Here is a 13,493-nt window from a genome sequence, read left to right as displayed (position 1 = left end):
CGTCGTGTCGAGCAGTCAGCAATCCGCTGCCCCAAGGAAAGTGTCATGGCCGAACCGATCTCCAAGCGCGACCTCGAATTCATGCTCTACGAGTGGCTCGACGTCGAGTCACTGACCGAGCGCGAACGCTTCGCCGAACACTCACGCGACACGTTCGACGCCGTGCTCGAACTCGCCGCCGACCTCGCGACCAAACGCTTCGCGCCGGTCAATCGCCTCGGCGACACCGAGGAGCCCTACGTCGGCGACGACGGTGCCGTCGTCTTGCCCGAGGAAATCCAGTCGGGCATCGCCGAGTTCATCAAGGCCGGCCTGGGTGCGGGCTCGTTCGACGAATCGCTCGGCGGAATGCAATTGCCCACCGTCGTCAGTCTCGCTGCGCAGTCATGGTTCCAGGCAGCCAACGCAGGCATGTCGTCGTACTCGTTCCTCACGATCGGCAACGCCAACCTCATCGCCGAGTACGGCACACCAGAGCAGATCGACACGTGGGTGCGCCCGATGGTCGAGGGGCGCTACTTCGGCACGATGTGCCTGTCCGAGCCGCAGGCCGGATCCTCCCTCGCCGACATCACGACCAAGGCGACACCGACTGACGACGGCACCTACCGCATCACCGGAACCAAGATGTGGATCTCGGGAGGCGACCACGAACTCGGAGAGAACATCGTGCATCTCGTGCTCGCCAAGGCCCCGGGCGGCAAGCCGGGAGTCAAGGGCATCTCGCTGTTCATCGTTCCCAAATACCTGCCGGACGGCACCCGCAACGACGTCGCACTCGTCGGCCTCAACCACAAGATGGGCCAGCGCGCGACCACCAACTGCCTCCTCAACTTCGGCGACGGCACCTACGGCACAGCAGACTCACCCGTTCCCGGCGCTGAATCAACTCCGCCCGCTCACTCCGTTCCCGGCGCGGTCGGCTACCTGGTCGGCGAGGAGCACAAGGGCCTCCAGTACATGTTCCACATGATGAACGAGGCGCGCATCGGCGTCGGATTCCTCGCAACATCACTGGGTTACGCGGGCTACCTCGCCTCCCTCGAGTACGCCAAGGTCCGCACTCAGGGACGGCCGGTCGACCAGAAGGACCCGACCTCCAAGCCCGTACCGATCATCGAGCACGCTGACGTCAAACGAATGTTGTTGGCGCAGAAGGCCTATGTCGAAGGAGCACTCGCGCTCGGCCTGTACTCCGGCAAGCTCGTCGATTTGCAGCAGACCGGAGACGCAAACGAGGCAGCCCGAGCGGGTCTGCTGCTCGATGTACTCACGCCGATCTCCAAGTCGTGGCCATCCCAATGGTGTTTGACCGCAAACGATCTCGCCATCCAGATTCACGGCGGCTACGGTTACACCCGCGAGTTCCCGGTCGAGCAGTTCTACCGCGACAACCGTCTCAACCCCATCCACGAGGGCGCGCACGGCATCCACGGACTCGATCTACTCGGCCGCAAGGTCGTCATGAACGGCGGCACGGGCCTGGAACTGCTCGCGAACACGATCACCCAGACCATCGACCGCGCGGCCTCGAACCCCGGCACCGCAGCGCTGGCCGACGAATTACGCAGGCGCGTCGAACGACTCGTGACCGTGACCATGCAGGTGTGGTCCGCAGGCGATGTAGCGGTCTCGCTCGCCAATGCCACCGCCTACCTCGAAGCCACCGGACACATCGTCATCGCCTGGATGTGGCTCGAGCAACTGCTCGCCGTCGCAGACAAGGCCGGAGATTTCTACGACGGCAAACGCGTCGCAGCGCAGTACTTCTTCACCTACGAACTACCGAAGGTCGACGCCCAGTTCGACCTCCTCGCGGCACTCGACCGCACGACGCTCGACGCGCGTCCCGAGATTTTCTGACCCACAACACATCCCCGCACGATCGACCCAGGAGAGACTTCATGTCAGTACTCGATCTGTTCAACGTCACCGACAAGGTCGTCGTCGTCACCGGCGCGTCGTCGGGACTCGGTGTCCGCTTCGCCACGGCTTTCGCGGAGGCGGGTGCCGACGTCGTACTCGCCGCCCGACGCGCCGACCGGCTGACCGAGACCGCTGCGCAAGTAGAGGCGCTCGGACGCAAAGCCCTGACCGTGGCCGCAGACGTCTCCGACCCCGCGGACTGCCAGCGCGTGATCGACAGCGCCGTCGAAACATTCGGCCGCGTCGACATCCTCATCAACAACGCGGGCATCGGTACCGCGGTACCTGCCACGCGTGAAACGCCGGAGCAGTTCCGTTCGGTCATCGACGTCAACCTCAACGGCTCGTACTGGATGGCTCAGGCCGCGGGCCGTGTCATGCAGCCGGGCAGCGCGATCGTCAACATCTCCAGCATCCTGGGCCTGACCACCGCAGGACTCCCCCAGGCCGCCTACGCGGCGAGCAAGGCCGCCATCGTCGGCCTCACCCGCGATCTTGCCCAACAGTGGGGAACCCGAAAGGGTATCCGCGTCAACGCGATTGCACCCGGGTTCTTCGAGAGCGAGATGACCGACACCTACGCACCCGGTTACATCGAGTCGCAGATGCCACGAGTCCTGTTGGGGCGCATGGGAGATCCCTCGGAACTCGCAGCCACCGCGATCTGGCTGAGCTCGGCAGCAGGCGGCTACGTCACCGGCCAGACGATCGCCGTCGACGGCGGGATCACCGTCACCTAGATCAGGTACCGCCTGCAACACCACTCATCGCGGTGGCGACCTCAGACCGTCGCCACCGCGATGAGTGTGTCGCAGTTGATCTCAGCGGGCCCCTCGGATGCCAGCCGTTCGAGGAACACCCGCCGCACCTGTGCGATCTGCTCGTCGTCGAGGCGTGAGTGCACCACGCATCCCCGTGCCCACGACCATCTTCCAGGCGAAGTCCGGCGTGCACTCGATGCGCAATCGGTACACCGACGTGTCGACCTTGTGTGCGCCCAACGTCGTGAACCATTGCGAGACAGACTCTTCGGTGTCGATATGACTGATCGGCATCCGACTTCCGCTGCGCGGCCCTTGATGTGAGGTTTCGCCCGCCACCTCCGCGACCGATGCGCGGTAGATCTCGCTGAACTCGCGAAGACTGTCGGCGTGCCAGATCGATGCCCCCATGCGTCCTCCCGGACGCAGCAGACTCAACACGTTACGCACGGCGTCGTCCATGTTCGGAAGGAAGAAGACTCCGAACGAGCACGCCACCACGTCGAAAGGTGTTGCGCAGGGCGGTGTTCCGGCCTTCAATCCCGTGACGTCGGCGACGACGCAGTCGATTTCCAGACCTTCGTCGGCGGCATTGGTACTCGCGATGTCGAGGAGCTCGGCCGCGAAGTCGACTGCGACGACGGTTCCCGCCGGTCCGGTAGCTCGAGCGGCGGGCAATGCACTCGCACCGGTTCCCGAACAGATGTCGAGAATCCGCTCCCCCGGCCGGATGTCGAGTTCATCGACGAGAGCCTGACCGGCAGGCCCCCACAGACTCGGGCGCAACGCGTCGAAATCGGTGCCGATCGAATTGAACAAGCCGACCAACCTGGAACCCGCAGCATGATCTGTCATGCATCCCACCGTAGTGACACCACACCCTTATCGACAATGGTTGTCAGCGAACGGCGAGGCTCGCTGATCGGCGAGCCACGATATTCACCGGTCGCCGAGCGCCGACTCGAGTCGGCCGACGAACTCCGCCTGCGCTGAGTTCAGTTTCACGCGCGCCTCGTCGAGGCCACACCACTGCGCCCGATCGACTTCTGGGAAGGTCTGCATACGCCCCGACCGCGGCGGCCACACCATCTCGAAGGTGTTGCTGACGACGGTCGACACGTCGAGGTCTCCCTCGACGGCGAAGGCGGTGACGACCTTGCCGCTCTTCTGGCGCACGTCGCCGAGCTCGATGACCTCGCCTGCAGGCGCAGCGTGCCGGTCTCCTCGGCGAATTCGCGCCGCGCCGTGTCGAGCGGCGACTCGTCGGGCTCCGGCAGCCCCTTGGGCACCGACCACGCACCCTCATCCTTGCGCGCCCACAGCGGACCACCCGGGTGCGCGATGAGTACCTCGACTCCCTCGAAAGAGCCGGCTTCACCGGCTTCGATTAACGCGACAACGTCGATGCGTCGAAACATCAGGAGCCCGAAACTCTGTCGGGGAGTGCGCTCGTCCACGCAATATATTCTGGCGGAAACAAGGACGTCACACGATCGCGTCGTGTCCGAAACGCCCGAAAAGTAGAACAATGATCCGTGACCGTTCTAGACACGATCAAACATGGCAAGAAGGCCGCCCGCGCGGTCGACGACATCCCACCGCTGGCGCGGCTGTTCCCACTAGGGCTTCAGCATGTGATGGCGATGTACGCGGGCGCGGTGGCCGTTCCGCTGATCGTCGGCGGCGCGATGGTCGGCGCAGGGCAGATGCGCTCGGACGAGATCGTGCACCTGATCACCGCCGACCTCTTCGTCGCAGGTATCGCCACGATCGTGCAGGCGGTGGGATTCTGGCGCTTCGGTGTGCGACTCCCATTGATGCAGGGCGTGACGTTCGCCGCTGTCGGCCCGATGATCACCATCGGCCTCAACCACGGCATCACCGCGATCTACGGCTCGGTCATCGCGTGCGGCCTGTTCATGATGCTCGTGGCGCCCATAGTCGGAAGGCTCATCAGATTCTTCCCACCACTGGTGACCGGCACCATCATTTTGATCATCGGCATCTCGCTGATGAGCGTCGCCGCGGGTTGGTTCGGCGGCGGCACGGCGAAGGGTGAGGACTTCGGTGCTCCCAAGTCCATCGCGTTCGGCTTCCTGACGCTGCTGATCATCATCCTGCTCGAACGATTCGGGCCACCCGCCGTCAAACGCGTCTCGATCCTCCTGGGCCTCGTCGCGGGAACACTCATCTCGATTCCGTTCGGGATGACCGACTGGAGCCACGTCGGCTCGAGTTCGTGGTTCGCAGTGCCCGAACCGTTCTACTTCGGCTTCCCCAGCTTCGACGTCAGCTCGATCATCGCGATGATCATCGTCGCGTTGGTCATCATGACCGAAACGACCGGCGACATTGTGGCCGTCGGAGAGATCGTCGACGAGAAGATCACCCCGCAGCGTCTGGCCGACGGCATGCGCGCCGACGGTGCGGGCACCGTGCTCGGCGGCATCTTCAACACGTTCCCGTACACGGCGTTCGCGCAGAACGTCGGGCTGGTGGCGATCACCAACGTCAAGTCGCGCCACGTTGCCACGTGCGCGGGTGATCCTGGGTCTGGTTCCCAAGATGGCCGCGATCATCGAGGGCATACCCCAACCCGTGCTCGGCGGTGCGGGTGTGGCGCTGTTCGGCATGGTCGCCGCCAGTGGCGTGCGAACCTTGACCAAGGTGAAGTTCAACAACTCCAACATCCTGGTCGTCGCGATCTCCATCGGCGTCGCAATGCTCACCGAGGCGAGCCTGTCGTACACCAACGACGACAAGATCCCCGTTGCGCTCGACCTCTACGGGAAGTTCCCCGACTGGTTCCAAACCATCTTCCACTCGGGAATCTCGGCGGGAGCCATCTGCGCCATCGTGCTGAATCTGGTCTTCAACTGGCGCAGCACATCTCCCGATCCCCTCGACTACCACAACACCGGTGAAATCGACGTCGCGGGCGACAACATCGGGATATCGGGGTCCGACGCACCGCGCGGAGCAGCATTCGACCCACGCGACGCGCTCGCCGCCGCAGACCCGAACACGAGTCCGCAGACGCTACGCATCCTGGCCGAGCACGACCCCGGGCTGCACCCGTTCATCGTCACCAACCCGTCGGCGCCGAAAGATCTGTGTGACGAGATCAAGGCTCTCGGCGACCCGAAGGTGACGAGCTTGTTCGACAAGTGGGACGACGTCACCGACGGCAAGTTCTCCAGCCGCGGACAGGACGCACCGGCCTGAGCTGCGGTAGGTCCAGCATCGGGGACGACGCTGGACCTACCGCAGTACTTTCTCGATGGCCTTGCCCCTGGCGAGTTCGTCGACCAGCTTGTCGAGGTAGCGGATCTTGCGCATGAGCGGGTCGTCGATCTCCTCGACGCGCTTACCGCAGACGACGCCTGTGATGAGTTCTGCCCGCGGGTTGAGCTGCGCGTCGTCGAAGAATTCCTCGAAGGTGGTGCCGTCCTCGATGTGACGGGTGAGCGCGGCGTCGTCGAATCCGGTGAGCCAGGTGATGACCTGATCCAGTTCGGCTTTGGTGCGGCCCTTGCGCTCCACCTTGGCGACGTAGAGCGGGTAGACGTCGGCGAAGCTCGTCGTGAAGATGCGATGCATTCCTAGACGGTAACGGGTCGCTGTGCCGTCTCCCCGCGCCACGAGCGGATCAGTCCTATCGTTGGTGCATGTCAGACAGCCCCGATCCCGACAGCCCCGAAGTCGACAGCACCGATCCCGACGTCCCCGACATCCCCCACGAGCAGCCTCACGAGTCGGCGTTCGCTTTCGGCGACGCCACACCGATCGGCGAGACCGATCGCATCGCCCGCGAGAAGGCGATCTACGAAGCAGGCCGCCACGGCAACGACCTCAATCGTGGCCACGCGCTCGGTGGCAGCAACGGGACAACCGAGGGGCAGTGACGCCGTCGGCCTGTCAGCGCAGGTGCACCGGTACCGTCGGCAAGTCCTGACGCGCCGCGATGGCTGGTGTCCGACTCGTCGGTAACCGTGTAGACACTGAAGACATGGAGATCCTGAGTAGTCGCATCCTGTTGCGGTCCCGCGATCCCGAAGCGCTGCAGCACTTCTACCGCCACAAGCTCCATCTCGCGATCGCGCGTGAGTACCCGGGCGGCCTGGTCTTCTACGCGGGCAATGGCCTGATCGAAGTACCCGGCCACATGAGCACCGACCTGCCCGACGGCCACGCGAACGGGGCCGCGCTGTGGATTCAGGTGCGCGACGTCGCCGCGACCCAGCGCGAACTGAGCGCAATGGGAGTCGACATCCGCAGGGAAGCACTGACCGAACCGTGGGGCCTCATCGAAATGCACATCGTCGACCCCGACGGTCGCACCCTCATCCTCGTCGAAGTACCTGCCGACCATCCGCTGCGATTGGACAACCGCTGAGTTGGGCATCCGACGGTGCAACCACGACATGCGAGACTGAACGCATGAGCATCTGGACTGCGCCCCTCGCCGACGGCCGAATTCAGGCCACCGTCGACCTGCCAGGCTCGAAGTCCGTCACCAATCGCGCCCTGGTGCTCGCCGCGCTGGCCGACGGACCGTCGACAATCACCGGAACCCTGCGCAGTCGCGACACCAACCTCATGCTGTCGGCGCTCACCGAACTCGGGATCGGGGTGCGCGTCGATCCCGCCGATCCGACGACCGTCTCCATCGAACCGCTGCCGATGCATGCGGGCGAGGTGTTCTGCGGCCTGGCCGGAACAGTCATGCGCTTCCTGCCGCCGGTGGCCGCGCTCGCCTCCGGCGACGTCGCATTCGACGGCGACCCACAGGCCCGACAGCGTCCACTCACCACCATCCTCGACGCTCTGCGTGACCTCGGGGTGGGCGTCGACGGCGACAGCCTGCCGTTCGTGGTCCACGGCACGGGATCGGCCGCCGGCGGCACGGTCACGATCGATGCGTCCGGGTCGTCGCAGTTCGTGTCGGGACTCCTGCTTGCCGCAGCACGATTCGACAACGGGATCACGGTGCGACACGTCGGCGCGCCGGTACCGTCGACGCCGCACATCGACATGACCGTCGAGATGCTCGCCACCGCGGGGGTCGTCGTCGACACGTCACAACCCGATACCTGGCGCGTACCCCCGAGTGTGATCAAAGCGGTCGACGTCGCCGTCGAACCCGACTTGTCCAATGCCGCAGCGTTTCTCGCGGCAGCCGCGGTCACCGGAGGTGAGGTCGGCATCCCGCGTTGGCCCGCGACAACAACGCAGCCGGGCGCACAGATCGCCGACATTCTCGCCGAGATGGGTTGCACCGTAGAGCTTTTCGACGGCGTGCTGACGGTGCGCGGGCCAGAAAGACTCACGGGGATCAGCCGCAATCTCCGCGACATCGGCGAGTTGACACCGACGATCGCCGCGGTGTGCGCGCTCGCCGATGGGGAATCCGTGCTGAGTGGCATCGCCCACCTTCGCGGCCACGAGACCGATAGGCTTGCCGCGCTCGCCACCGAGATCAACAAACTCGGCGGCGATGTGTCCGAGACCGACGACGGACTCATCATCCGACCAGCGCCACTACATGGCGGACAATGGGATTCGTACGCCGATCACCGCATGGCAACCGCGGGCGCGATCATCGGCCTGGTGGTCCCCGGCGTCACCGTCGACGACATCGAGACCACGTCGAAGACGTTGCCCGACTTCCCCGGGATGTGGCAGCAGATGGTCGGACATCCGTGATCTACCGCGCGGCAAAGGTTTTCACAGTGTGTCCTGACGGAGGATGCCGGTGAGCCGCCGCGCGAGCAGCTACGACGAATCCGATGTGCGGATTCGTCCCGGCAAGGGCAGCCGACCACGCACCAAGACCAGACCGACACACGACGACGCGCAACATGCGATGGTCGTCTCGGTCGACCGGGGCCGCTGGGGCTGCGTGATCGACGGAGACCCCGACCGACGTGTGGTCGCGATGCGCGCCCGCGAACTCGGCCGCACGCCTGTGGTGGTCGGCGACGACGTGTCTCTCGTCGGCGATCTCTCCGGGGATTCCGGGAGCCTCGCACGCATCGTGAAGGTGGCGGAGCGTCGAACTGTGTTGCGCCGCACCGCCGATGACACCGATCCGTACGAGCGCATCGTCGTCGCGAACGCCGATCAACTCCTCATCGTCACGGCGATGGCCGACCCTCCCCCACGCACCGGATTCGTCGAAAGAGCGCTCGCGGCAGCGTATGTCGGCGGACTGTCGCCGATCCTGTGTCTGACCAAGACCGACCTCGCCTCCTCGGACGAGTTCGCTGCCGCATTCGCGGATCTCGACCTACCCGTTGTGCGTGCGGGCCGCGACGATCCGCTCGACGACGTGCTGGCCTTGCTCACCGATCACCGCACGGCACTCATCGGACACTCGGGTGTCGGAAAGTCGACGTTGGTGAATCGCCTTGTCCCCGAAGCGGAACGGGCCACCGGGGTCGTCAGCGGCGTGGGCAAGGGGCGCCACACGTCGACGCAGTCGGTTGCCCTGCCACTACCGGGCGACGACGACAAGCCACGCGGCTGGGTGATCGACACACCGGGCATCCGCTCGTTCGGCCTGGCGCACGTCAGCGCCGACGACATCGTGAACGCCTTCGACGACCTCCACGAAGCGATCGAGAACTGCCCGCGCGGCTGCACCCACCTCGGACCGCCCGCCGACCCCGAGTGCGCACTGGACTCACTGACCGGGCACTCGTACCGGCGCGCCATGGCCGTGCGGCACCTGCTGCGCGCGGTGTCGGGGGGCGATGCGGGCGACGCGGAGGCCCAGGGCGACCCCCGGGGCGAGGCGGGCTGAGCCGGCGCGGGGTGGTCTCGACAAGCTCGACCAGCGGGCGGGCGGTGGTCTCGACAAGCTCGACCAGCGGTTTAAGGAGTTCGACCGGCGGCGTGCGGCGGGTGGCTAGTCGGGGACGCCGATGCTGACCTCGGAGGCCTTGACGAGCGCGAACACGCGCGATCCCTCGGCGAGACCCAGTTCCTCTGCCGCCTCTTTGGTGATCGACGACGTGACGATCTGGTCGCCTCCGTCGAGGCGAACCTTGATCGTGGCGTTGACGGCGCCGAGCGTCACCGACACCACCTCGCCTGCGAGCTGATTGCGGATCGAGAGTTTCATCGCGCACCTTCCCTGTCCTCGTACTGCCGTGTCGTCGTGCTGCTGCTGCCACTCACGCTGTCACATCGCCGGGCGGCCCGCACACCTCTCGGATGATGTCGAGGACCGCGCTCGCTGCGGTAGTGAGGCTCCTCGACGCCGAGTGCGCGACGTGTATCCCCCACGTCAGATCACGGTCGACGCAGCGGGCGAGTCCCGCACCGGACTCGGCGGCCGCAACGCTGGCGGGCACGGCGGTCACGCCGAAACCGCTGCGCGCCAACTGAATACCGAACACCTGGTCGGCAACCTCGATGACGGAGTGCCGATTCGGGATCTCGCGGTCGATGATGGATCGCGTACCCCAGCCGGGCGGGTAGTCGATGACGCGCTCGTCGGCGAGATCGGCCGCGACGAATCGACCAGCCAACGCGAGCGGGTGGTCGGGATGGGTGACGAGCACCAGCGGTTCCGCAGCCAAAGAATGGACAGTGATGCCCGAGAGGTCGTCGACGAGTCCGCCGATCAGTGTCAGATCGAGACTTCCGTCGCGCAACAGCCGGACATTGCCCGCACTGCCCTGCGGGCTCTGGCGCATCGCGATCGAGATTCCCGGGTGACGCCGATGCACAACTTCGAATGCCCCCGCGAGGTCGATCGTCGCGACGTTGACGAGCGCACCGAGCACCACCTCGCCCCGGATCTCGCCGCGCAGCCCTGCGAGCGCGTCGTGCACCTCGTCTCGCGCGCGTAGCGCCTCTCGGGCCGGAGCGATCGCCGCCCGACCGGCGTCGGTGAGCACGAGCACGGTGCGTGTGCGGTCGAAGAGTTTCACTCCCAATTCGCGCTCCAGCTTGGCCACGCCCGTCGACACCGCCGACTGCACCACATGCAACGATCGCGCAGCCGCGGTGAAAGTTCCCTGGTCACAACACGCGAGGAAGTACTCGAGCTGTCGCAGTTCCATAGCCGGCCTCCTACGCACCTCAGCGATTCAACGAGAACAGGTATCAACAAACGTGATGTCCGTATCGAAATCCATCGCTTTCCATCATGCCGGAGACAGCTCACCATTGACGTATGTCCTCTTCAGAGTGCGCGTCCTCCACCTCGGCCGGAACGTCCGCAGACGGCGATCGAGCGGCTGTGCCCACCACGCAATCGGGGCCCACCTCGCGATCCGGTGAAACCAAGCGCCTGAGCCGCCTCGTCGTATTGCTCTTCGCGATCACTGCCGGGTCGTCGGCAGGTTGCCTCTACTACCTGCAGCCGCTGCTGCACGAGGTCGGTAACGACTTCCACATCTCGACCGCCGCGGCGGGTCTCGTCGTGTCGATCACGCAGGTGGGATACCTCATCGGCCTGGCTCTCGTGGTTCCGCTCGGCGACTTCGTCAATCGACGACTCCTCGTCGGCGGACTTCTCGTGGTCTCATGCGCAGCGTTGGTGATTGCCGCGTTCTCACCGTCGTATGCGGTCCTGATGATCATGGTGTTCGCGGTCGGTATCTCGGCGTCGGCCGCACAGGTGGTGGTGCCGTGGGCCGCTGCGGTGGCCGCACCCGGCCAGCGCGGCGCCATCGTCGGCACGGTGATGAGCGGTCTGCTCGTCGGCATCCTCTTCTCGCGCGTGTTCAGTGGCCTGGTTGCGCAGCTCGGCGGCTGGCGCACGGTGCTGGCAGTCGCCGCGGTCGTGCAGATCGCGATGGCGGCAGCGGTCTGGTGGTTCGCACCGCGCACCCCGGTCAACGCGTCGTCGACCAGCTATCCCCGTGTGCTGTGGTCGATCGTCACCCTGATCCGCAGCGAGAACGTGCTGCGCCACCGCATGCTTCTCGGCGGTCTGAACATGGCCGCGTTCAGCGGAATGTGGACGGCCATCGCGTTTCTGCTCGCCGGCGCGCACGGCTCGGAGTATCACTTCTCCGACGCCGCGATCGGCCTCTTCGGTCTCGCGGGCGTGGCAGGTGCCCTGGCCGCGCCACGTGTCGGCAAGCTCGCCGACCGCGGGTACCTACGCCACACCCAGTACGGCGTCTGGGCCGTCGAACTCGTCGGTTGGGCGTTGCTCTACTGGGGAGCGCATCAGGTGATCGTGCTGATCATCGCGCTGCTGGTGTTCGATTTCGGTGTCCAGGGAGTGCAGATCGCCAACCAGGCCGCCGTCTACTCGCTCGACGACGAAGCACGATCACGCCTGACGACCGCGTACATGGTCGCCTACTTCGCAGGCGGAGTCCTCGGTTCGGCGTTCGGCGGCTGGGCGTACCAGACCGGCGGATGGGCACTGGTGTGCGCGGCGGGCGCTGGAACGGCAATAGCGGGGATGATCCTGTGGGCCGTCTTCGCCCGCGTCGAACGCGACCACCCGGTGCAGGGCGTCGCGGCACACAGCCGCCTGCGCGTGAAGGCTGCGACCAGCTAGGCCCGACCAGCCCGACGACGCAGCCGACGTCGTCGACGCACCTCGCCGATGGCGGTCTTGAGACCCATCGCCTTGTCGAGACCTGCGAAGCGTCGCTCCGACGCGGTCTCGGGTGCGTCGTCGGCCGTATCACGCAGGAAGCGGTCGGGCAGTGCGAGCTTGTTGATGGTCCGCAGCGTCTTGAGGTACTGGACCCACAACGATCCCGTCGTATAGGGCAGGTCGTATTTGTCGCAGAGTTCGCGGACGCGGACCGAGATGTCGGCGAGGCGGTTGCTCGGCAGATCCGGGTAGAGGTGATGCTCGATCTGGTAGCAGAGATTGCCCGACATGAATGCCATCGCCGGGCCGGCGTTGAAGTTCGCGGAGCCGAGCATCTGTCGCAGATACCACTGGCCGGGCGTCTCGTCGTCGAGGGTGTCGGCCGTGAATTTCTCTGCGCCGTCGGGGAAGTGCCCGCAGAAGATCACAACATACGCCCACACATTGCGGATCACGTTCGCGGTCACATTGGCGGTGAGCGTGTGCACGAAGTTCGGACCGGTCAACGCGGGGAAGAGCACGTAATCTTTCCCGACCTGCTTGCCGATCTTTCGCAGGAATTCCTTGATCTGCGGTATCGCAACCTCTTTGGACTTCTTGCCCGCGATGACGTCCGCAATCTCGAGATCGTGTAGTCCGATTCCCCACTCGAACCCGGCAGCCAATAGGAGGTTGGTGACCGGCTGGATCGCACGTTTGGCCTGCCACGGTTCGTCGCGCGTGACGCGCAGCGTCTTGTAGCCGACGTCGTGATCCATCCCGATGACGTTGGTGTACTTGTGATGGATGTAGTTGTGCGAGTGCTTCCAGTGCGGCGACGCGCACACCATGTCCCACTCCCACGTCGTGGAATGCACCTCGGGATCGTTCATCCAATCCCACTGGCCATGCATCACGTTGTGGCCGAGTTCCATGTTCTCGATGATCTTGGCCAGCGCCAGCGAACCGGTGCCGAGCAGCCACAGTGAACGACGGTGCGAACCGAACAACGCAAGCCGACCCGCGACCTCGAGGGCACGCTGAGCGAGAATCGTCCTGCGCAGATAACGCACATCGCGCTCGCCGCGATCGGCTTCGATCTCGCGCCGCAACGCATCGAGTTCGGCGCCCAAGGCCTCGACATCCGCGTCAGTCAGATGTGCGTATTCATTGATGTCGGTGATAGCCATTGCACTCCATTATGTCGCACGCCGCGTGTGTGCGACACCCATGCTACCCGCGAGTAACCACAGGTA

Annotated in this window: 12 protein-coding genes and 2 pseudogenes; 8 read left to right on the top strand and 6 right to left on the bottom strand. The window is 65.2% G+C overall.

The genetic code is table 11. The features are described from left to right. Positions 1–45: 45 nt before the first annotated feature. Together ABW18_RS10625 and ABW18_RS10620 are read left to right on the top strand one after the other, a co-directional pair. Positions 46–1,863: an acyl-CoA dehydrogenase gene (locus ABW18_RS10625; protein WP_049698916.1), complete on the top strand. Its 1,818-nt coding sequence runs from the start codon at positions 46–48 to the stop codon at positions 1,861–1,863. A gap of 41 nt (positions 1,864–1,904) precedes the next feature. Beyond that, positions 1,905–2,666, top strand: coding sequence for an SDR family NAD(P)-dependent oxidoreductase (locus ABW18_RS10620; RefSeq protein ID WP_049698915.1), 762 nt, complete (start codon positions 1,905–1,907; stop codon positions 2,664–2,666). A gap of 81 nt (positions 2,667–2,747) precedes the next feature. Here the strand turns inward: ABW18_RS10620 and ABW18_RS10615 are convergent, their stop codons facing one another. Both ABW18_RS10615 and ABW18_RS10610 read right to left on the bottom strand, forming a co-directional pair. Next, positions 2,748–3,542, bottom strand: coding sequence for a class I SAM-dependent methyltransferase (locus ABW18_RS10615; RefSeq protein ID WP_049698914.1), 795 nt, complete (start codon positions 3,540–3,542; stop codon positions 2,748–2,750). Between the two features lie 84 nt (positions 3,543–3,626). Next, positions 3,627–4,105 (bottom strand): annotated as a pseudogene (locus ABW18_RS10610) (NUDIX hydrolase). A gap of 117 nt (positions 4,106–4,222) precedes the next feature. Here ABW18_RS10610 and ABW18_RS10605 point away from each other — a divergent pair. After that, positions 4,223–5,912 (top strand): annotated as a pseudogene (locus ABW18_RS10605) (nucleobase:cation symporter-2 family protein). A gap of 36 nt (positions 5,913–5,948) precedes the next feature. Here the strand turns inward: ABW18_RS10605 and ABW18_RS10600 are convergent. Continuing rightward, positions 5,949–6,287, bottom strand: coding sequence for a DUF2200 domain-containing protein (locus tag ABW18_RS10600; protein WP_049698913.1), 339 nt, complete (start codon positions 6,285–6,287; stop codon positions 5,949–5,951). A 68-nt stretch (positions 6,288–6,355) separates the two neighbouring features. Between ABW18_RS10600 and ABW18_RS10595 the strand changes: the two genes are divergently transcribed. From ABW18_RS10595 to rsgA, 4 genes are all read left to right on the top strand, one after another. Further along, complete coding sequence (locus ABW18_RS10595; RefSeq protein ID WP_049698912.1) at positions 6,356–6,592, top strand: hypothetical protein; 237 nt, start codon at positions 6,356–6,358, stop codon at positions 6,590–6,592. A gap of 104 nt (positions 6,593–6,696) precedes the next feature. After that, positions 6,697–7,083, top strand: a complete 387-nt coding sequence (locus tag ABW18_RS10590; protein ID WP_049698911.1) for a VOC family protein — start codon at positions 6,697–6,699, stop codon at positions 7,081–7,083. A 44-nt stretch (positions 7,084–7,127) separates the two neighbouring features. Next, positions 7,128–8,393 carry a 3-phosphoshikimate 1-carboxyvinyltransferase gene (aroA, locus tag ABW18_RS10585; protein ID WP_049698910.1) on the top strand — a complete coding sequence of 422 codons (1,266 nt, stop codon included), beginning with the start codon at positions 7,128–7,130 and terminating at the stop codon, positions 8,391–8,393. A gap of 49 nt (positions 8,394–8,442) precedes the next feature. Continuing rightward, positions 8,443–9,492 carry a ribosome small subunit-dependent GTPase A gene (gene rsgA / locus ABW18_RS10580; protein ID WP_049699060.1) on the top strand — a complete coding sequence of 350 codons (1,050 nt, stop codon included), beginning with the start codon at positions 8,443–8,445 and terminating at the stop codon, positions 9,490–9,492. 105 nt (positions 9,493–9,597) lie between these two features. Here rsgA and ABW18_RS10575 read toward each other — a convergent pair whose 3' ends face one another. Further along, entirely contained in the window at positions 9,598–9,813 is a 216-nt protein-coding gene (locus ABW18_RS10575; protein WP_005202233.1) for a TOBE domain-containing protein, read from the bottom strand. Between the two features lie 52 nt (positions 9,814–9,865). Continuing rightward, entirely contained in the window at positions 9,866–10,759 is an 894-nt protein-coding gene (locus ABW18_RS10570) for a LysR family transcriptional regulator (protein ID WP_049698909.1), read from the bottom strand. Between the two features lie 113 nt (positions 10,760–10,872). Between ABW18_RS10570 and ABW18_RS10565 the strand changes: the two genes are divergently transcribed. After that, positions 10,873–12,216 carry an MFS transporter gene (locus ABW18_RS10565; protein ID WP_231894358.1) on the top strand — a complete coding sequence of 448 codons (1,344 nt, stop codon included), beginning with the start codon at positions 10,873–10,875 and terminating at the stop codon, positions 12,214–12,216. Here the strand turns inward: ABW18_RS10565 and ABW18_RS10560 are convergent. Next, positions 12,213–13,427, bottom strand: coding sequence for a fatty acid desaturase family protein (locus ABW18_RS10560; RefSeq protein WP_049698908.1), 1,215 nt, complete (start codon positions 13,425–13,427; stop codon positions 12,213–12,215). The two genes, ABW18_RS10565 and ABW18_RS10560, sit on opposite strands and share 4 nt — an antisense overlap. Between the last annotated feature and the right edge of the window lie 66 nt (positions 13,428–13,493).

Origin of the sequence: Gordonia jacobaea (assembly GCF_001186365.1) — a bacterium.
In the GTDB taxonomy this organism is placed as follows: domain Bacteria; phylum Actinomycetota; class Actinomycetes; order Mycobacteriales; family Mycobacteriaceae; genus Gordonia; species Gordonia jacobaea.
Note: the sequence above shows the minus strand (reverse complement) of the source record. Positions and strands in the feature narration are given on the sequence as shown.